This is a genomic window from Hymenobacter sp. BT559, from assembly GCF_017571525.1.
Taxonomy (GTDB): Bacteria; Bacteroidota; Bacteroidia; order Cytophagales; family Hymenobacteraceae; genus Hymenobacter; species Hymenobacter ginsengisoli.
In genome coordinates, this window is record NZ_JAGETY010000001.1 from 1 (window position 1) to 19470 (window position 19470).

18 protein-coding genes, 1 tRNA gene and 1 riboswitch are annotated in these 19470 nt (G+C 62.5%); of the genes, 10 read left to right on the forward strand and 9 right to left on the reverse strand.

Going from position 1 to position 19470, the window contains the following annotated elements:
- Window positions 1-812: 812 nt before the first annotated feature.
- Window positions 813-1829, forward strand: a complete 1017-nt coding sequence (locus tag J4D99_RS00005; RefSeq protein WP_208129644.1) for an ABC transporter ATP-binding protein — start codon at window positions 813-815, stop codon at window positions 1827-1829.
- A gap of 23 nt (window positions 1830-1852) precedes the next feature.
- Here J4D99_RS00005 and J4D99_RS00010 read toward each other — a convergent pair whose 3' ends face one another.
- The 3 genes from J4D99_RS00010 to J4D99_RS00020 form a co-directional block, all read right to left on the reverse strand.
- Window positions 1853-2236 (reverse strand): DUF3037 domain-containing protein, encoded by a 384-nt coding sequence (locus J4D99_RS00010; RefSeq protein ID WP_208129645.1) that lies wholly within the window; start codon window positions 2234-2236, stop codon window positions 1853-1855.
- Entirely contained in the window at window positions 2214-3011 is a 798-nt protein-coding gene (locus tag J4D99_RS00015) for a HipA family kinase (protein WP_208129646.1), read from the reverse strand. The genes J4D99_RS00010 and J4D99_RS00015 overlap by 23 nt, the downstream gene beginning before the upstream one ends.
- Window positions 3012-3101: 90 nt before the next feature.
- A tRNA-Gly gene (locus J4D99_RS00020) sits at window positions 3102-3174 on the reverse strand.
- A gap of 86 nt (window positions 3175-3260) precedes the next feature.
- Here J4D99_RS00020 and J4D99_RS00025 point away from each other — a divergent pair.
- The 3 genes from J4D99_RS00025 to J4D99_RS00035 are packed head-to-tail and all read left to right on the forward strand — an operon-like array spanning window position 3261 to window position 5110.
- A complete protein-coding gene (locus J4D99_RS00025) occupies window positions 3261-3515 on the forward strand; it encodes a hypothetical protein (RefSeq protein WP_208129647.1) in 255 nt (84 codons plus the stop codon).
- 44 nt (window positions 3516-3559) lie between these two features.
- A complete protein-coding gene (locus J4D99_RS00030) occupies window positions 3560-4111 on the forward strand; it encodes a GNAT family N-acetyltransferase (RefSeq protein WP_208129648.1) in 552 nt (183 codons plus the stop codon).
- Between the two features lie 12 nt (window positions 4112-4123).
- Window positions 4124-5110: a hypothetical protein gene (locus J4D99_RS00035; protein ID WP_208129649.1), complete on the forward strand. Its 987-nt coding sequence runs from the start codon at window positions 4124-4126 to the stop codon at window positions 5108-5110.
- Window positions 5111-5140: 30 nt separating this feature from the next.
- On the opposite strand, the gene J4D99_RS00040 is transcribed toward J4D99_RS00035, so the two are convergent.
- From J4D99_RS00040 to J4D99_RS00050, 3 genes are all read right to left on the reverse strand, one after another.
- On the reverse strand, window positions 5141-7357 hold the full coding sequence (locus J4D99_RS00040) for a radical SAM protein (protein ID WP_208129650.1): 2217 nt from the start codon (window positions 7355-7357) through the stop codon (window positions 5141-5143).
- A gap of 150 nt (window positions 7358-7507) precedes the next feature.
- Window positions 7508-9958, reverse strand: coding sequence for a TonB-dependent receptor (locus tag J4D99_RS00045; protein WP_208129651.1), 2451 nt, complete (start codon window positions 9956-9958; stop codon window positions 7508-7510).
- Window positions 9959-10105: 147 nt separating this feature from the next.
- Entirely contained in the window at window positions 10106-11479 is a 1374-nt protein-coding gene (locus J4D99_RS00050) for an Nramp family divalent metal transporter (RefSeq protein ID WP_208129652.1), read from the reverse strand.
- A gap of 217 nt (window positions 11480-11696) precedes the next feature.
- On the opposite strand from J4D99_RS00050, the gene J4D99_RS00055 reads away from it, so the two are divergent.
- Both J4D99_RS00055 and J4D99_RS00060 read left to right on the forward strand, forming a co-directional pair.
- Window positions 11697-12698: a cation diffusion facilitator family transporter gene (locus J4D99_RS00055; protein ID WP_208129653.1), complete on the forward strand. Its 1002-nt coding sequence runs from the start codon at window positions 11697-11699 to the stop codon at window positions 12696-12698.
- A gap of 13 nt (window positions 12699-12711) precedes the next feature.
- Window positions 12712-13149 carry a GNAT family N-acetyltransferase gene (locus J4D99_RS00060; RefSeq protein ID WP_208129654.1) on the forward strand — a complete coding sequence of 146 codons (438 nt, stop codon included), beginning with the start codon at window positions 12712-12714 and terminating at the stop codon, window positions 13147-13149.
- 9 nt (window positions 13150-13158) lie between these two features.
- On the opposite strand, the gene J4D99_RS00065 is transcribed toward J4D99_RS00060, so the two are convergent.
- Window positions 13159-13800 (reverse strand): DNA-3-methyladenine glycosylase, encoded by a 642-nt coding sequence (locus J4D99_RS00065; RefSeq protein ID WP_208129655.1) that lies wholly within the window; start codon window positions 13798-13800, stop codon window positions 13159-13161.
- A 146-nt stretch (window positions 13801-13946) separates the two neighbouring features.
- Window positions 13947-14169: riboswitch (cobalamin riboswitch) on the forward strand.
- Window positions 14170-14336: 167 nt separating this feature from the next.
- Here J4D99_RS00065 and J4D99_RS00070 point away from each other — a divergent pair.
- Together J4D99_RS00070 and J4D99_RS00075 are read left to right on the forward strand one after the other, a co-directional pair.
- Complete coding sequence (locus J4D99_RS00070; protein ID WP_208129656.1) at window positions 14337-16346, forward strand: TonB-dependent receptor domain-containing protein; 2010 nt, start codon at window positions 14337-14339, stop codon at window positions 16344-16346.
- 48 nt (window positions 16347-16394) lie between these two features.
- Entirely contained in the window at window positions 16395-17459 is a 1065-nt protein-coding gene (locus tag J4D99_RS00075) for a YncE family protein (RefSeq protein ID WP_208129657.1), read from the forward strand.
- Window positions 17460-17563: 104 nt separating this feature from the next.
- Here J4D99_RS00075 and J4D99_RS00080 read toward each other — a convergent pair whose 3' ends face one another.
- Window positions 17564-17833 carry a hypothetical protein gene (locus J4D99_RS00080; protein WP_208129658.1) on the reverse strand — a complete coding sequence of 90 codons (270 nt, stop codon included), beginning with the start codon at window positions 17831-17833 and terminating at the stop codon, window positions 17564-17566.
- Between the two features lie 185 nt (window positions 17834-18018).
- On the opposite strand from J4D99_RS00080, the gene J4D99_RS00085 reads away from it, so the two are divergent.
- Window positions 18019-18357: a DUF2798 domain-containing protein gene (locus tag J4D99_RS00085; RefSeq protein WP_208129659.1), complete on the forward strand. Its 339-nt coding sequence runs from the start codon at window positions 18019-18021 to the stop codon at window positions 18355-18357.
- Window positions 18358-18367: 10 nt separating this feature from the next.
- A complete protein-coding gene (locus tag J4D99_RS00090) occupies window positions 18368-18940 on the forward strand; it encodes a helix-turn-helix domain-containing protein (RefSeq protein ID WP_208129660.1) in 573 nt (190 codons plus the stop codon).
- A 77-nt stretch (window positions 18941-19017) separates the two neighbouring features.
- On the opposite strand, the gene J4D99_RS00095 is transcribed toward J4D99_RS00090, so the two are convergent.
- Window positions 19018-19353: a four-helix bundle copper-binding protein gene (locus tag J4D99_RS00095; protein ID WP_208129661.1), complete on the reverse strand. Its 336-nt coding sequence runs from the start codon at window positions 19351-19353 to the stop codon at window positions 19018-19020.
- Window positions 19354-19470: the final 117 nt, after the last annotated feature.

A 19470-nucleotide genomic window follows, 5' to 3' on the forward strand; every position in this document is an offset into this window, starting at 1 on the left:
ATCCTGAGCCAGGATCAAACTCTCCATTGTAAAATATTCCTGCACCTTACCCAAGTAAGGCTGATGTCGAGTGCTAACCTTGTGCTCTTGTTGACGTTTGCCGTCTAATTCGATTTCGCTTGTTTCTACTTAGCCAAAGCTGAGCAGAATCTTACTATTTTGTCTATTTCCAACATTCAAAGAACGTGCGCTACTTCCAGTTGAAGTAACCCTGTGAGCTGGCTTTCCAGCTCCTTTCTTGCCGTTTGCAAGCCCTTTCTGCGATTGGGAGTGCAAAGGTAAGAAAACTTTCTGGCTTTCCAAATTTAGAGCGAAAATTTTTAAGTTTTTCGCTGCTTCTTTTTTTCAGTCTTTACCGCTTCCGGTCGAAACGGGGTGCAAAGGTACGGTGAGCATTTTTGATTTCGCAAGCGATTTGAAAAATTTCTTTTTCTACTCGGGTTGCGGCGCGCCCGGCAGGTACTACCCGCTGGCTCGCCAGAAAGTTCCGCGACCGGTGCGTTTGCAGCTTGCCAGTGGGCCTTTTGCCGTTTGGGACTGCAAAGGTAGCAGGACTTTTGGAGCAGACAAGCCCATGAATACGAAATAGGACGTGCTGCAGTTGTAAGTGCCTGGGTTTGGGGAAGAAATTTTCTAGTAGGCGAGCAGATGAAATGGCTACAGTGGCTTTGGCTGCCATTACCTAGTAAATGACGTCTTAATTCACACTGATGGGCATTCGATGATTGTAGCTTTTCCATCAGTTGTTAGCTGCGCTTTTACCACTTGTGTTGTGAGAGCGGAGAGGAAGTAAGAAAAGAGTAGCCGCTAGCTTGCAGCCCTACTTAGATATTTTTAGCACGGCGCGCAACATGGAGTTTGTACAGGTTAGGGACCTCAGCTTGAAAGAACGGGGGGCAGTAGTAGTGCACCCGCTAAGCTTTAGCCAAGCTCAAGGCCAGCGGCTGGCAATAGCTGGGGAGAGTGGTGCGGGCAAAAGCACCTTGCTTCAACTAATTGGTGGTTTGATTGAACCCACTACTGGAGAAATTCGCATTGATGGAACTAGGGTACGTGGCCCAGCCGTAGCGTTGGTACCGGGGCATCCGGGCGTGGCGTACTTATCACAAAAGTCTGATTTGCCCAAGTTTTTGCGGGTGGCGCAGGTATTGCGCTATAGTAGCAAGCGGCCTGCAAGTGAAGCTCAGCGCATTTTTGAGTTGTGTCGTATTAGCCAGTTACTTGACCGGCGCACCGACGAACTGTCGGGCGGCGAGCAGCAACGGGTAGCGTTAGCCCGCCTGCTGCTAGGGTCGCCGCATTTATTGCTGCTGGATGAGCCATTCTCGAACCTCGACCGAGTGCACAAGCACTTAATGCAAGCCATCATTGAGCAGCTAGGGCAGCAGCTTGGCATTACGTGCCTCCTGGTATCGCATGATGCGGCTGATACGCTTTCCTGGGCCGATAATATATTAGTGCTGCAGCAAGGACGTGTAATACAGGCTGGTTCCCCTGAGGAAATTTATCATCGTCCAGTGAATGAGTATACAGCTGGACTTTTTGGTGATTATAACCTTATACGCGGCGCGGAGGCTCAGCAATTGCAGCCTAACGCCTCACTTGAGGGCTCGCTAATGGTGCGCCCCGAACACTTGCGGCTAGCCACCAGCCGCGGCCTGCCGGGTCTGGCGCGGGCAGTGCGCTTTTATGGTGGCTTTTATGAAGTGGAAGTTCAATTGCTGAACAATACGGTACGTCTACGGACGGCTACCACAGAAGGCATAGTACCCGGACAAGCGGTGCACATTGAGCTAGCCTCGGCTAGCGGCTGGGCATTGGCACAGTAGCAACTGCAGCACTTAGCAGGTGATTACTGCACTAGTTCGGCATGCAGACGGGCTAGCGTAGTGGCAGCGTCTTCACAAAAGCCGGGATGCACGGGCGAGGTTTGCACTACTGTGCTACGCTGCGCCGTGAGCCAACGAAAACGGGAGGCCGGCGCCAGCTGACCAATGGGGCCGCCGGTAGCCCGACCACCACAGATGCGCTCAAATGAGCGAAGGCGCTCACGCACGTCGGGCAAATCAAGGCTGGCGCTGAAGGCGCGCAACCGGGCTTCGTTTAGCTCGCAGGTGGCTTGCAAAAAGCCTTGCGAGGCGCAGTAGAGAATAACGCCTACGTTTAAAAACTCCTCACGCTCGACGCGGGGCACCACCCGCAGCACGGCATACTCAAACAAGTGCTTGGCGGGCATGGTCGGCTTCTTGGGTGAACGTGGCGGAAACGGCCAAGCGCGCTTCCAAAAACTGTTGGTACTGCGCGCGCTGTTCGGCCGCAGTAAGACCGGGCTCTTGAAACCACTCGTCGGGGACTGCGCTGATAATGCCCGCCAGCACATCAGGCGTGAGGCGAGCCCGGCCCTCGGCATCGGCATCAGCTAGAGCGGAAGCTTGGGGCAGCAGCACATGGTCTTTTACCGAAGGAAAGGGCCTAGTAGCCGATTTGACCCAGTCCGGGCCGGTATGGTGCACGTAGAGCGCGGCGCCATGGTCAATGAGCCACAACTCCTTGTGCCACAGGAGCATGTTGGTATTGCGCGCCGTGCGGTCCACATTCAGCGTGAGGCAGTCGAGCCACACTATCAGCGAGGCCAGGTGCGGCGCGATGGTAGTAACCAAGGGGTCGAACGTACTAGCCCCTGATAAGAAGTGTAGAGCCAGGTTGCGGCCGGTGCTAGCCCGAAGCAAATCCTGAATTTCCTCATCCGGCTCGGTGCGCCCAAAGGCTTCATCCAGCTCACAAAACACCAGTTCGGGCACGCGCAAGCCCAAGGCACGGGCTAGCTCGCCTACCAGCAGCTCAGCTATCAGTACTTTAATCCCCTGGCCAGCACCCCGAAACTTGAGCACATATAAAAAGCCATCGTCAGCTTCGACCAGCGCGGGCAGCGAGCCACCCTCACGCAATGGCGTGATGTAGCGCGTGACCTCAACGGTGCGCAGCGCAGGGCCTAGTGTTTGGTTTATCATCAAGAGGTATGCTATTACCCGCACGGTGGCCGGGCAAAGCTAAATAAAATCAGCCACCCAGACTTACGTCTAGGTGGCTGATACTAACTGAGCGAGAAACGAGGTTCGAACTCGCGACCCTCAGCTTGGGAAGCTGATGCTCTACCAACTGAGCTACTCTCGCGGGGTGGTTGGTAACGCAAAGGTAAGCGTGCATTGGTATTTAACAAGGGGAACATCGCGCTGGGCAGGCGTGTTTAATTTGCAGTTATGCCATCCGCTCGTCGTCCTACATCCCGTACTATTCTCACGCCTACTTCGCGCCGGTTAGTGGCCGGGCTGCTTATTGCAGCGGGTGTGCTGTTTATGATTGGCTACGCCCTGCAGCTATACGTAGTACTATACGAATGGCGGCGGCTGGGCGTGCTAGGTACCTGGCCGCTTACCAAGATTATTCTGGGCCTGAGCGTGGGTGCCATAACCAACTATGTGGGCTGGCGCGTGGGGCTACACCGGCCTAAGTAAGCCTGCCTGTGAGATTGACGCGGCGGGCCGACCTTTGCAGTCCTATGTCATCTCCCCTTCGCATTGCCATTGCCAAGGCTAACCTAGCCACCGCTACCCGCCTGGCCGAGCTAGGCCGCCAAACGTTCAGCGAAACTTTCGCAGCCAGTAATACGCCCGAGGATATGGCCGCGTACCTGGCCGAATCCTACGGACCCGAAATTCAGTTGGCGCAGCTGCAAGACCCGCGCTGCACCTGCCTGCTGGCCGAGATGCAGGGCCAAACCGTGGGCTACGCGCTGCTGCAGGAAGCGTCCACGCTGGGCCTGCCAACCGATGCACCCGCTACTCGGCAGCTTGAAATCAAGCAGCTGTATGTGGTGGAAGACTGGATAGGCACCGGGTTGGGCAAGGCCCTGATGCGGCGCACACTCGATATTGCGCAGGCGGCCCAGGTTACGGCCGTAGTGCTTGGGGTGTGGGAGCATAATGAGCGGGCCAAAGCCTTTTACCAGCGCTTCGGCTTTCGGGAGGTTGGGGAGGTAGCTTTTCGGCTAGGGCAGGATGTGCAGCGCGACCTCATCTATCGCAAAGGCTTGGCGGGGCGGGCTAGCTAGTACTTTTGGGCTATGCCGCTTCGCCGACTGCTCCGCTGTGCGTTTCCTTTCCTTGGCCTGGCGCTCGGGTTACTCGGTGGCCTAGCCAGCTGCCAGAGCTACGGCGATACCGCGCAAGCCGGCCCGGTTGCGCCGCCCACCGGCCACTATACCGGCACGCTGCAGGTAGCCGGCCAGCCCGAGCTGCGGGCCCAGTTGGAAGTGCGCCACCCGCGCCCGGGCCACTACGATGCCGAATTGGTATTGCCCCAGCAGGCCGCCTTCAGCTTCGTGGCCGACAGTCTGGCCTTCGGGGACGATACGCTGCGCCTGGCCCGGCCGGGCCGCCCCGGTGAGACATTGGCGCTGGGCCACCAAGGCAATTTCTGGCGCGGCACCCTGCGCCTCGACTCGGTGCGCTACCCGCTGCTGCTGGTGCGGCGCGGCGACCCCGAGCCGGCTGTGTATCGCGTGCGGCGCGATGAGGTAGCCGGCACTACCGGCCCCGCGCTGCTCTTTAGCCCCGCCGACGAGAGTTTGCCAGGCCTGGGGCTCGCGCTTTTTGCAACCTCGGGCACGGCACTGCTGGCTCCTAGCTGGGCCGATGCGCTAGCCCGTCAGGGCCACACCGTACTACTACTGCCGGCCGCCGATACCCTGGCCGCCCCTGCCCTGGCCAATGCGCTGGCGCTGCTGCGCCGCACGCCCGGCGTCGATACCGCCCGCGTAGGTGCTTGGATAAGCGGGCCACCCGCTAGCCTGCTGCCCCTCTTCCTGGCCGAGAATACGGCCTCGCGCCCGGCGTTTGTCGTGGTGCAGAATATGCCGGCCCCGCCCCTGGCCACCCGGCGCGACTGGCGCGCCCTGGCCCAGCATGGCCACCTGCTAGCCATATACGACCCTAGCCAGCCTCAGGCCGACGTAGCCCAGGCTCGCGCCCTGCTGGGCCGCCCACGCGTGCACCAGGCTTCGGATGGCGGGTTGCAAAAGCAGGTTACCGACTGGCTGCGCGAAAAGTAGCGCGAAACGTTCGCTTCGCGCTACTAGCTTTTATATCAGAAGCAAGCCCTTTTCGCGCAGCAGCTGCCAGGCGGGGCTAGCCAGGAAATTCTCCCACGAGCCGGCACCAGCAGGGAAGCTAGCGGCAGCTTCTTTCAGCAAGACTTTGGTATCGTAGTCGGTACTGAGCTTGGTGAGCAGCGTGTGCAGCCAGGGGCCTAGCAGCTCAGTGGTTTTCACCTCGAAATCTTCGGCCTGCTCGTAGCAGGTGAGGATGGCGCGGGTGGTTTTCTTGTCTTTAGGGCCGTTGCCGCCGGTGGTTTTGAAGCTCAGCTCGGGCACGTTGCCGAGCCAGAAGAGACGGCGATTGAGCTGCGTGGCGTCGGACTTCTGGGGCTCTTGCAGGGCTTGTTGGATGAGCTGGCGCGGCACCGTGGGGCGCGGCGTTTTGAAATCAAACCAGAAGCTGAGCGGCTCGCGCAGGGCCACGCCGTGCATGTAGTTGTAGAGGCTTTTGGCCAGGCCGGGGCCGAAGGTTTCGTGGTCGGCCCCTAGCGGGTCATCGTGCCAGAGGTCGTTCCAAGCGAAGGGGCCGGGCTCGGGGCCGATGGCGGCCACCTGGTACTTAGCCGGATTTTTCCCTACGGGCGAGTGGGCCGTCATTGAGAAGCGGTGCCAGTAGCCGCTTTGCACAATGCCGGCCTCGAAAAGCTGGCGCACTACCTCTAGCGAGTCCACCGTTTCCTGGGCAGTTTGGGTGGGGAAACCGTACATGAGGTAGGCGTGCACCAGGATGCCGGCCTCGGTGAAGCCCTGGGTGACGCGCGCCACCTGGGCCAGGGTCACGCCCTTCTCCATGAGGGCTAGCAGGCGGTCGGACGCTACTTCGAGGCCGCCCGAAATGGCGATACAGCCGCTGGCGGCCAGCAGCCGGCAGAGGTCGGGCGTGAAGGTTTTCTCGAACCGGATATTGCCCCACCAGCTGATGCTGACGCGGCGCTTCAGCAGCTCGATGGCCAGGTCGCGCAGGGCTAGCGGGGGCGCGGCCTCATCCACGAAGTGAAAACCAGTCTGGCCGGTTTGGGCCACTATCTGCTCGATTCTATCGACGAGCAGCGTGGCGGGCGCGGTCTCGTAGCGACCGATGTAGTCGAGCGTGACGTCGCAGAACGAGCAGCGCTTCCAGTAGCAGCCGTGGGCCACGGTGAGCTTATTCCAGCGGCCGTCGCTCCAGAGGCGGTGCATAGGGTTCAGCACCTCGATAACTGATAAATAATCAGTTAAGGGCAAATCTGAGTAATCGGGCGTACCGACCTCGGGGTGCGGAATATCGGGGTGCGGGTGGTTGAGGTACTCGACCTCGCCGGCCTCGTTGCGCAGGAAGGTGCGTTGCAGCTCGGCCTGCGGCAGCTGGCCCTGCAAGTACTCAAACAGCCGCAGCCACGGGCCCTCACCATCGTCCAGCGTGAGGTAGTCGATGTAGTCAAAGAAGCGGGGCTCTTTCAGGCCGCGCAGCTCGGTGTTGGGGTAGCCGCCGCCCATTACGGTCACGGCCTGGGGGCGCACTTGCTTGAGGCGCTGGGCTAGCCGCAGGGCGGCGTAGAGGTTGCCGGGAAAGGGCACGGTGAAGCCCACGATATCGGGCTGCACCTCGGCCACCAGCTCGTCGAGCAGCTCCAGCAGCATGCGGTCCACGAGGTTGGGCGGGGCTAGCAGGGCGTCATGCAGCGGGTCGAAGTGGGTAGCCGACATGGCCAGGCTCTCGGCGTAGCGCGAGAGGCCAAACTGCGGGCCCACGGTTTCCTTCACCAGGTCGGCCAGGTCCTCGAGGTATAGCGTGGCCAGGTGGCGGGCCTGGTCGGTGAGGCCCATCGTGCCGAAAGCCGTTTCGAGGTCGGCCACGTTGTCGAAGCGGCTGGCCTCGGGCAGAAAGCGGCCGTGGCAAATGCGCGGGGCCAGCGTGAGGTCGCGGTTTTGCAAAAACCGGATGGCTGGGCCGATGGTCGCCTCGTAGCGGCGGCGCAGGCGCAGCATCCGCTGGGCGTTGTCGCTGAGGTCGTAGCCACCGGCCTCGATTTCATCGAATACCCGCGTCAGGCCTTCCTTCGAGAATAACTTGAGCACCAGCTCAATGCTGAGGTCGGCCTGGCGCACTTCGTAGCCGCGCCCCACCAAAAAGCCCTTGATATAGGCCGTGGCCGGATACGGCGTATTGAGCTGCGTGAGCGGCGGGGTCAGGAGCAGAAGGCGGGGCGACGAAGTAGGCACGGGGGTACAAACCTACGGCGGGGGCTAGTGGTTCAGATGGGCCGGGCGGCTACTAGGCCCCCAAGGTGTAGCGCAGATTTAGGAGTGCGCGTCTTCAAGCTGCAACCACGGGCCACGCAAGACGCGGACTAAAAGTCCGCGTCTTGCGTGCTAGAATGTCACTACCACCTTCACCCCCACATTGCGGCCGGGGCTGAAAATGCCGAGCCGCCCGCTGGGCGAAGCGGCGTAGTACTCAAAGTATTTGAGGCGGCTGAGGTGGCTTTGGTAGGTGGTGTTGAGCAGGTTGTTGGCCTGCACGATGAACTGCACGGCTTCGCGGCCAGCCTTGGTGCGCAGGGTGGTGCCCACGCCGGCCCCTAGCAGCAGGTAGCCGACGGTGACGGTTTCGGCGCCATCCACGGCGTAGTAGCGGTTTTGGCGGGCGGTGCCATCCAGGGTAAGGCGCAGGTAGCTGGCGGTGAGGCGGCTAGCAGGCCGGAGAGGCGCCGTGAGGCGCAGCTCGGTGCGGGCCTGGGGCGCGGGCATGAGCGGCAGGTAGCGACCGGCCTCGCCTACCCTAGCCAGCAGGCCGGGGTTGTCGTTGAGGCCGATGACGAGCGCGGCGGCGCTGCGCCAGCTTAGCCAGGGCAGGGCGCTGGGGTGCAGATTGAAGCTGAGCTCGCCGCCGTAGAGGCGCGCGGCGGCCTGCTGATACTGGTAGGTGGCGTTGCCGGGCACTAGCTCCACGGGCTGGCCCTGGGCGTCGAAGAGGCGCGCCTGGTAGATAAAGTTTTCCACGTAATTGTGGAAAACTTCGGCGCTAGCTTCGGCTTCCTTGCCTTGCCAGAGCAGGCCCAGGTCTTCCTGCACCGAGAACTCGGGTTGGAAGTCGCGGTTGCCCAGGTACACGATGTGGGCGCCGGGGTCGAGGCCATTGGCCCCGATTTCGGTGATGTTGGGAGCGCGGTAGCCGCGCGCCACGTTGGCCCGCAGCACCCAGCGCTCGCCCAGCGCCAGGCTGCCACCCAGGCTAGCCGACAAGCCTTGGTAGGTGTGCTCGAAGGCCACAAACGGCCGCGTGGCGCCCGGCGTGCTGGGCTCGGCCGCGCCCTCGAAGCCGGTGGCTGGGTCGGGGGCTAGGTAGAAGTCATCCCAGCGCATTTGGCGCACATCGTAGCGCAGGCCGCCCATTAGCTCCAGCTTGCCGAATGCCTTTTTGGCTACCCCGAAGCCACCGATGTCGAACAGCCGATAGGCTGGAATGGGAAAATCGGTGGCCTGTAAGTGGCTGTTTACCTGGCTCATGCCGTTGGCGCCGGCCGTGAGTTCGATGCCGTGCCAGGCAGGCGGCAGGTAGCGCGCTTCGTAGCTGGCGGTGGTCAGGCGTAGGTCGAGGCCCGGCTGGCTAGGGGCGGTGGGGTGGTTGAATTCCTGCCGGTGGTTTTGCTGCACTCCGCCCAGCAGCCGCAGCTCGCCCGCGCCCAGCTTGATTTCGCCGCTGGCAAAGGCCCGGCAGTGTCGAATGTGCTGGCGCAAGTCACTGGTGACGTAGCTCCGCAGCTCAGCATCAGGCACCACGGGGCGATTTTTGAGGTCGTCATTATTTCCCTCAAATACCTGCCGGGTAAAGGCGCGACTAAGCGAATCGCGGCTGCCGTCGGGTATTTCCTGGTGGTTGTCGTAGCTGGTGAGCCAGAGGTGGGCGCTGCCCCAGGTCTTTTGCACGCCCACCATGCCGGTCAGGGTCAGCTCCCGAAAGCCGGTGTTGTAGACGAGGCCATCCACGGCATTGCGATAGTCGTGGGCTAGCCGGTGGCTGGCGCGGAAGCTGGTTTGCAGACCGTTTTTCTGGTAATTGAGGGCTAGCGACTGGCCCAGCAGGCCGTTTACCGACTGGTACTCGGCCAGGGCCTCGCCGTGCAGCTCACCGCTAGGGCCGGTGGGCAGGGCGGGCAGCAGGTTTACCACCCCGGCCACGGCATCGGAGCCGTAGAGCAGGCTAGCCGGCCCCTTCACCACCTCTACCCTATCCACGCCGTAGGCATCGACCTCGATGCCGTGCTCATCGCCCCACTGCTGCCCCTCCTGGCGCAGGCCGTTGAAGAGCGTCAGCACCCGATTATACCCGAGCCCCCGGATGAACGGCTTGCTGACGTTTGGCCCGGTGGTCACGGCCGTGAGGCCCGGCACGCCCCGCACGGCCGCGTCAATCGCGTTGGTGCTGGCGTTGATGCGCAGCTCGCGCTGGCTCAGGGCCGCGATGGGTACCGGCGAGCGGCGCAGCTCAGTGGCCCGGCCCACGCCCGTAACCACCACTTCAGCTAGCCCCTGCTGGCTAGCCACGAGCCGGACGATGAGCGGCGCGGCCAGCGGCAGCGTCACGAGCGGGCTAGCCGGGGCGTAGCCTACGGCGCTCACGGCCAGGCGGTGCGGGCCCGCAGGCAAGCCGGCTAGGGTGAAGGCACCGACTTCGTCGGCCGTGGCACCTTGCTGCAAGGCGGGCACCGCCACACTGGCGAAAGGCACCGGGCGGCCGGCAGCATCTTGCACAGTACCGCGCAGGGCCTGGGCCCGGGCCAGGGTGGGGAGCAGCAGGAGGAAGAGAAGAAGTTGCTTCATAAAGCCGGGGTGGGAAAGTCCGGCCGAAGGGGCAAGGCTCCGCCCGGAGCCAGCTTTACAGCCGCTTGAAAAAGAAATCAACCTTAGAAAATCAGCGAGTTAGCTTGCCTCCTCGCCGCTCGGACGCGGGCTATAAAGCCTGCGCTATTAGCCCACCACCGTTTCCCAGAGCAGAAACACGTTGAGCATGATGATGAGCCCGGCTACCGACCAGGAGGCCACGCGTACCCAAGGCCTGTTCACAAATACGCCCATTTTAAGCTTGTCATTGGTGAAAAGCACCAACGGCACCACCGCAAATGAGAGTTGCAACGACAGCACTACCTGGCTGAAAACCAGCAGCTGTCCCGTGCCTTTTTCGCCATACAGAATGGCTACTACCAGCGCCGGCACTACTGCTACCAGCCGGGTGATAAGCCGACGCACCCAGGGCTTGAGGTGCAGGTTGAGGAAGCCTTCCATCACAATCTGGCCAGCTAGGGTGCCGGTGAGCGTCGAGCTTTGGCCCGAGGCTAACAGCGCCACGGCGAATAGGGCGCTGGCAGCGCCCGCGCCCAGCACCGGCGTGAGCAACTTGTGGGCATCGGCAATGTCGGCCACGTCTTCGTGGCCCTTGCCGTGGAAGGCAGCGGCCGCCGTAACCAGGATGGCCGCGTTGATAAAGAAGGCCAGAAACAGTGCCACCGTGCTGTCGATGGTAGCAAACTTGACGGCCTGGCGCTTGCCAGCCTCGGTGGGCTCTATCTGGCGCACCTGCACGATGCTGCTGTGCAGGTAGAGGTTGTGGGGCATCACGGTGGCGCCCAAGATGCCAATGGCCACGTAGAGCATGGCCGGGTTGGTCACCACTTCAAGCTGCGGCACCAGGCCCCGCGCCAGCCCTAGCCAGTCGGGGTGCGAGGCCACGATTTCGTACACAAAGCAGGCGAATATCAAAAAGATAAGGCCGGCTACCAGGCTCTCAATTAGCTTGAAGCCCTTGTTCTGCATGAGCAGCACCAGCAGCACATCGAGCGTGGTAATGGCTACACCCCAGGGCAGCGGCAGGCCAAAAAGCAGATTCAGGGCAATGGCCGAGCCAATGACTTCGGCCAAATCGCAGGCGGCAATAGCGATTTCGCAGAGCAGCCACAGGGCCACGGCCACGGGCTTGGAGTAGTGGTCGCGGCAGGCCTGCGCCAGGTCGCGGCCGGTCACGATGCCCAGCTTGGCCGCCAGGTGCTGCAAGAGCATGGCAAACAAGTTGGAAACCAGTACCACGCTCAGCAGCGTGTAGCCGAAGCGGGCGCCACCGGCCAGGTCGGTAGCCCAGTTGCCGGGGTCCATGTAGCCCACGGCCACCAGCAGCCCCGGCCCCCAGTAGGCCCGGAAGCGCTGCCAGAAGCTGGCCCCCGGCCCCGGCATGGGGATGCTGGCGTGAACTTCGCTGAGTGAGGTGCCCCGGCGGGCGTGCCGCCAGCCCGGCTCGGGGGCTTCGGCAGCAGTTGTAGCAGTGGTAGGTGAGGTAGCAGTAGGTAGCAATGCGTTGCGAATCAGAACTGAAACAAAGATAAGTTTATTTTTAGGCTAGCCTAAAAATATTTTTAAACTACCCTAAATACTGTTTTTCTGTCAAAAAGTTGCGCGCTTGTAGCGCGGACTTTCAGTCCGCGAATGCCTATCCTACCGGCTCGCGGACTGAAAGTCCGCGCTACTCCGCCTGGGTGTGCCGACCTTTGTGGGCCCTAGCCACTTTTCTATGTCCGCATCTCCTGGCCTTAAGCGGCGCCTGGGCTTGCTCTCCTTGGTGGTGAGTATTGCCTTGGTGCTTACCAAGTTCTACGCCTACCGCCTCACCCGCTCGCAGGTGGTGCTCACGGACGCGCTTGAGAGTATTATCAACGTGTTTACCAGTGGCTTTGCGCTGTACAGCCTGTACCTGGCCGACCAGCCCAAGGACGAAAATCACCCCTATGGCCACGGCAAGGTCGAGTACCTGAGCATTGGCTTTGAGGGGGCGCTCATTGTCAGCGCCGGCGCGTTTATTCTGTTCGATGCTACGCGCTCGCTGCTGCACCCGCACCCCGTGGCCAGGCCCGACTTTGGGGTGCTGTTGCTAGCGGGCACGGCGCTGGTCAATTTTGGGTTGGGGCTGTGGCTGGTGCGGGCCGGGCGCCGGGTGCAGTCGGTGGCCCTGGTGGGCGATGGCAAGCACCTTTACCTCGATGCCCTCACGAGCATCGTGGCCTCGGCGGTGCTGGTGCTGGTGCATTTCACGGGCATCACGCGCCTCGACGGTGGCGCGGCGCTGGTGCTAGGGGCCTTTATTCTCTACAACGGCTATAAACTGGTGCGCAGCGCCGTGGGCGGCCTTATGGACGAGAGCGACCTGAGCACGGTGGCCGAGGTAATTGCGGAGCTGCAGCGCCTGCGCCGGCCCTGCTGGATAGATGTGCACAACCTGCGCGTGCAACGCTACGGCGCCAACCTGCACATCGACTGCCACATGCAGATGCCCTACTACTACTCGCTGGAGAAAATTCACACCGAAATCCACGAAGTAGAGGAGCTGATTCGGGCACGCTTCGCGGCCGTAGAGGTCGAGATGTTTGTGCACGCCGACCCCTGCTCCTACGCGGCCTGCTCGCTGTGCCACATGTCCGACTGCCCGGTGCGGCGCCACCCCTTCGAGCGCGAAATAGTGTGGGATATCCACAACGCCGTGAAGGACGAGCGCCACCACTTGGGAATGCGGGAGTAACCCCCTCAGCCACATGGATTACTTAATTAGCACCGACCCGGCTCGCCTCGACGTAGCCGCCATTCATGGGTATTTGAGCCAGGAATCGTACTGGGCCCGGCATATTCCGCTAGCCACCGTAGAGCGGGCCATTGCCCACTCGCTGTGCTTTGGCGCTTATGCGCCCGATGGCGCGCTGGCCGGATTTTGCCGGGTGGTCACCGACCGGGCTACGTTTGCCTGGCTCTGCGATGTATTTGTGCTGCCCGCCCATCGGGGCCACGGCCTGGGCAAGCAGCTGGTACGCACCATGCTGGCGCATCCCGACCTACAAAACCTGCGCCGCCACCTGCTGGCCACCCTCGATGCCCACTGCCTCTACGAGCAGCACGGCTACACACCGCTGCGCTACCCCGAGCGCTGGCTGGAACTGGCGCACCCCAACCCCTACCCGGCGCCGGATGCCTCGTAGCTGAGCTACTTACTTGGCTGGGCTCGTCCACTTACTATCCTTCACCCGAAAGCGCCAGGGCAACGCCACGGCTGCTTCGCCGGCATATTCAAGGCCCACGCGCGAGCTGGCCAGCACATTTTCATCGGCGATGATTTCGCCCGCGTCTTCTATCCAGATAAGCGGGCCGGTAAGCAGCTCGCCATTGAGGGCCGGCGACAGGCCCAGTGCCTGGCTCAGCACGCCGGGGCCGGCCGTGAGGTTGCGAGCCACGACCGCTAGCCCCCGGCGGCGCAGCATCACCTCAATGCCCGCCAGCGGCTCAATGGCCCGGATGAGCACCGCGTCGGGGTGCTCGGCGTCGTGCGTGGTGAGGTTAAAGAGCGTGTGCACCCGGTACACGGTATAGAGATAGGCGTGGCCGCCGGGCTGGTACAGCGCCTGGGCCTGCTTGGCTTTGCGCTGCAGGTGTAGCGTGATGCTAGGGTCGCCCTCGTGCCGGTAGGCTTCGGTTTCGACAATGCGGCCGCCCGTCAGCTCACCGTCAATACACGTAAACACGTGCTTGCCGAGCAGCTCGCGGGCTATAGTGAGCACGTCGGGGCGCTGGTAGAAGGCGAGCGGGAGCACGGTTTCAGCGTTGCTTTTAGTGCCTGGATAATCGTCTGTCATTGCGAGCGTAACGAAGTGGAGCACGGTAATCTTTCCTTGCTTCCTTGCCGCTAGGGGTAGTAACCCCAGTCGAAGGGCAGATTGCCGCGCTCCGCTTCGTTACGCTCGCAATGACAGACAGTTTTCTGTCGTACCTCAACTTTGCCGTACCTTTGCCCCGCCACGGTGACCAGACTCCTAGCCACGGAGCGAGGTTGAAAAGGGAATCCGGTTCAATTCCGGAGCTGTCCCCGCAACTGTACGCGCTACATCGGGGTGGGCACCCCACGCCACTGCCGGCCCTAGCTATCAGCTTGATAGCCAAGCTAGCGGGAAGGCCGCCCACCCGGCAGCGCAAGCCAGGAGACCTGCCGCGGCACTCACAGGTTCAGCGCTCGCGGAGGACGAGCGGAGAATGAAAGCCTATGCCCGGCCCTGCTGCCCCTAGTGGCAGCGCTGGCGCGGCGGCTTTCGGCCTCAGCCCCGGCGTGGTTTTCGGCTTTAGCCAAAAATCCCGGTAGGGTTTTGGACTGAATTTTCGCTTGAAAATTTAGTTCGTGTTGGTTTTCAGCTTCTTTGCAAATGCGCTTTCTCGCCCGGCCGGCGGGTGGCTTGCCGGTGCCCTGGCGGCGCTGCTGGCCGCTAGCCCCGCCGCGAGCGCCCAAACGCGCCCGGCCGACACGCTAACTACCCGCGCGCACCGGCTGCCCGAGGCGCGGGTGCGCGCCGTGCGGCCCGAGCGCTTTGCCGTGGGCAGCCAGCGGGTAGAGCTCGACTCGGCGGTGCTGGCGCAGTACCGGGGCGGCACGGCAGCCGATGTGCTGGGCAGCCGCCTGGGGCTGTATCTCAAGAACTACGGGCCGGGGCAGCTCGCTACTATTTCGCTGCGGGGCACGTCGGCCCAGCATACGGCCGTGCTCTGGAACGGGCTCAACATTGCCCTGCCCACGCTGGGCCAGAACGACCTGGCGCTGCTGCCCATCAGCGGCAATACACAGCTGGCGGTGCAAGCTGGCCCGGCGGCCGCACTCTACGGCAGCGGGGCCGTGGGCGGGGCCATCTTACTGCGCACCGAGCCCGACTGGCGGCCCGGCCTGCGCGGCAGCGTGCAAGCCGATGCGGGCAGCTTTGGCCTGCGCGGCGGCAGTCTGGAAGCCCGCACGGCCTCGTCTACCCTGGCCGTGCGCGTAGCCGGCAGCTACCGCCAGGCCCAGAACGACTATCCCTATTACCTGCGCCAGCCCACCGGCCTGGTGCGCTACACCATGCAAAACGCGGCGCTGCGCCACCAGTGGAGCTTCAGCCCCGACCTGGCCTGGCGCGTGGGCGCCGCCGGCGAGCTCACGGCTGCCGTGTGGCTCACCGATGCCGACCGCGAAATTCAGCAGGGTACGAGCATTGCGGGCTCCAACGCCCGCGAAATCGACCAGAGCCGCCGCCTGGTGCTGGGCTACCGCCGCGCCACCACTGGCGGCGGGCAGTGGGCCGTGCGCGGGGCGTGGTTTGAAGACATTATCAATTACTCCGACCAGGGGGCCGTCAGCAACTCGCGGGTGCGCACCACCCAGAGCCAGGCCGAGTACACTGCGCCGCTGGGCCAGCGCGCCAGCCTGCGCGTGGGGGCCGAAGCCCAGCACTTTGCGGCCCTCGTCGATGGCTACGGCAGCGAGCCGATAACCGAAAACCGGGCCGCCGCCTTTGCCTTGCTGCGCTACGACCCGCGCCCCGGCCTGCGCCTCTCGGCCAACCTGCGGCAGGCGGCGCTGCCCGCCGGGCTAGCCCCCCTCACGCCCACCGTGGGCCTGGAATGGGACGTGCTACGACCCGCTAGCCCCCCCGACTCGCTGGCCCCCGCGCCTGGCCTCACGCTCAAGGCCAGTGCGGCCCGCACCTACCGCGCCCCCACCCTCAACGAGCGCTACTGGCAGCCCGGCGGCAACCCCGACCTGCTGGCCGAGTCGGGCCACGGCTTCGAGGCCGGGCTGCGCCACCGCCTGGGGCTAGCCAGCCATGTGGTGCTCGAAAGCGAACTGACGGCTTTTACTCAATTGGTAGACAACTGGGTGCAGTGGCTGCCGCTGGGCCCGGGCGGCATCTACTCGCCCCGCAACCTGCGCCAGGTGCGCAGCCAGGGCCTGGAAGCCAGCACGGCGCTGCGCCTGCGCCAGGGCCGCTACCAGGCTGCCGCCCGGCTAGCCTACGCGCTCACCCAAACTCAGAAGACCCAGGGCGTGGCCGCCGATACCGACCCCGTGGGCATTCAGCTGGCCTACGTGCCGCTGCACCGCGCCAACATTACTACCGACCACCAGTGGCGCGGCTGGCTGGCCAGCGCGGCCTACACCTTCACCAGCTACGTGTATACCGATGCCTCGGGGTCCGATTTTCTGCCCTCGGGCGGGCTGCTAGGGGCCACACTGGGCCGCACGGTAGCGCTGCCGGGCCGCACCAGCCTCACGCTGCTCGTGCAAAGCACCAACCTGCTCAACCGCAGCTACGAGAGCTACCCCACCCGGCCCGGCCCGCCACGGGCCTTCAGCGTCAGCTTGCGGCTCAATTACAAGTGATTATCTACCAGCTTTTCTTCTTTTAACAATCTTATTTCCACACTTTTCATGAAAAGACTTCTGCTCGCCCTTGCCCTGGGCGCCACGGCCCTGGCTGGCTGCGACCCCAAACACAGCCCCGACCCTGTTCCTACTGCTTCCAGCACTTACGTCCTGAGCGAAGGCCAGTTTGGCAAAGGTGATGGCGCCGTAAGCGCCTTCAATACCATCACCAAGGCCATCACGGTCGATGCCTTTGGGGCGGCCAACAACGGCGCTAAGCTCGGCGACGTGGTGCAGGATATGGGCATTGTGGGCACGCGCGGCTACGTTTGCGTCAATGCCTCGGGCAAGGTCGAAGTGGTGAGCCTGCCCGATTTTAAGTCGGTAGCAACGATAACCAAAATCCCGCAGGTACGCTACTTTGCCTCTACCTCAGCCACGCGCGGCTACGTCACCTCGTGGCGCGGGCCCTACACCAACTACCTGCCCGGCAAGGTGATAGTGCTGAACCTCAGCACCAATACCGTTATCGACAGCATTACGGTGGGCCGCTGCCCCGAGCAGCTCACGGTGCTCAATGGCAAGCTCTACGTGCCTAACAGCTACGACAATACCATTTCGGTTATCGATGCCAGCACCAACCAGGTAACCTCGACCGTGACGGTGGGCGACGGCCCGCGCAACGTGGTAGCCGACCAGGCCGGCAACATCTGGGCCCTGTGCTCGGGCTTCACGGTGTATAACTCCTCGCCGCCTTACAACGTCATCAGCAGCACGCCGGCCTCGCTCGTGCGCTTTGCCCCGGCTAGCCCCTCCACGCTGCTCACGCTGCCCTTCAGCAGCGGCAGCCCCCACCAGCTGCGCACCAGCCCCGACAAAACCCAGCTTTACTACAGCTACGGCGGGGCCGAGTACCAAATGAGCACTTCGGCCACGGCGCTGCCCACCACGCCGTTTATTCGGCGCGATTTCAACGGCTTTGCCATCGACTCGCGCGACAATACTATCTACGGGGCCGTATCGACCGGCTACACCACCAATGGCTACTTTCTGCACTACCCGGCGGGCGGTGGCAAGGTCATCGACTCGGTTACCGTAAAAGTGGGCCCTAGCGGCTTCGTCTTTTATTAAGCGGCCAGCTGCCGGCTGCTGAGCCGGCAGCCTGGACTACAACCAAAAAGGCCAGCCTCGTTAGGGGCTGGCCTTTGTTCTTTCTGGGCAGAAGGGTAATAAGCCTAGTCGGCTACCCCATCGTGGTTTTGGTCGGCAGAGCGGGACGCATTCTTATAAATCTGCTTGCCGGTGGGGTAGCGGCTGGTATCGCGACTCAAGCCCGCGGTGAGCGAATCGCCGTTAGGGGTGCCCTGGTGCCCGCTGGCGTGCTCTCCTTTAAGCGAGCCCATCTCGACGTTGGCCGACCCCGGCTTGGGGCTATCGCTGCAAGCGCTAAGGAGCGAAGAAAAAGCCAGGGCCGACCCTAGCAGGCAAAAAGTGCGAATGCTCATAAAAACTAAAATGTTCGGCTGCCCGGCAGGCAGCCCGCAGTGGAGAAAATCAGCGCACTAAGGTAATACCGGAGGCAGTAGCCGCTAGAATCAGCGCCTTGCCAATACCCCAAAACGCGGGCCTTGGTTACCCTGAAAGTCCGGCCCGCCGCTCAATGCGGCGGCAGCGGTAAATTTGCGCTCCGATGGCTCGTTCTACCACCCTTCCCTTATCGCAGCGCTTGCGCCGCCGCCTGGCTGCCTACCAGTGGCGGCCGGTGGGCATACTGGCCCTGGTGAGCTTTGTGCTAAGTTTCAGCCTGATAAGCTATTTATTCGGCTTTAGCGACCGGTTTTTTGGGCGGCTCAGTGCAGCCTTTTTCATCGGATTTTGCCTGTTATTCGTTACTTTTCTGGCCGTTATTCCGTTTATTGGCTGGGCTACCACCCACTGGTTCGGAAAAAGCTGGTCGGGTGCCCCCACGCCCGCCCCGGCGCGGCGAGCCAGCCCACCGGCGCCGCGCCGCTCCACCTCATTATCATAAATTCTATTCCGTGAAAACTAATCTGCTGCACATCAAGAACATGGTTTGCCCGCGTTGCGTCGAGGCGGTTCAGAATCTGCTGGTAAAAGCCGGCTACGAGCCCACCAAAGTGACGCTCGGCCAGGCGCAGCTAGCCCCCGGCACACCCGTAGACCCCCGCGTAGTGGCCCCGCTGCTGCGCGAAGCTGGCTTCGACGTGCTGCTCGACCGTGCCGAGCAGCTGACCGAGCAAATCAAAGGCGTGCTGCAAGAATACCTGGAGCACCTGCGCACCGCGCCGGCGCCGCTCACTACCTCGGCTTTTCTGGCCGACCGCTTTGCCACTACGTACTCGCACCTGAGCAAGGTGTTTTCGCGCACGGCCAACCTGACTATCGAGAAGTACCTCATTCGCATGAAGATAGAGCGCGTGAAGGAGCTGCTCAGCTACGGCGAGATGACCCTGGTGCAGATAGCCGACCAGCTGCGCTACAGCTCGGGCCAGCACTTGAGCAACCAATTTCGGCAGGTGACCGGCCGCTCGGTAAGCGAGTTCCGCCGCATGCTGCAGCCCGAGCGCCTCTCGATGGACGCGCTAGGCTAGCACACAATGGGTAAATGCGTGAAGGGGTGAAGGGCTGAATGACGTACCATCATTCAGCCCTTCACCCCTTCACGCATTTACCCATTGTAGGCGCGGCAAGCGTCGAGGCATTCGCGGCAGGCCTGGGCGCACTGCTGGCAGTGGTCGTGCTGGTGCTTGCCGCACTCATCGGCGCACTTCTGGCAGATTTCGATGCACTCTTTGATGATGTGCTTGGCGTGGTCGGAACCTCGGGCGATGAAGGCGGCAGTGAGGCGACAGATATCGGCGCAGTCGCGGTCGAGGCGGATGCAGGGCACCATCATTTGCACGTTGTCTTCGTGCAGGCAGGCGTCGGCGCAGTATTCGCAGGCGGCCACGCAGCGGGCCAGGGCGTCGAGCAAGGAACGGTAGTCTTGGGGTGCGTTTTTCATACAAATAGGAAAAGGAACTGGCGCTAGCCTTCGTGGCCGAGCCAGTTTCTTGTACGCAGCCGGCTGGCCCGGCGGTGGTATAAGGTACGGGCCGGGCGCGTGCATAATCCGGGGCTA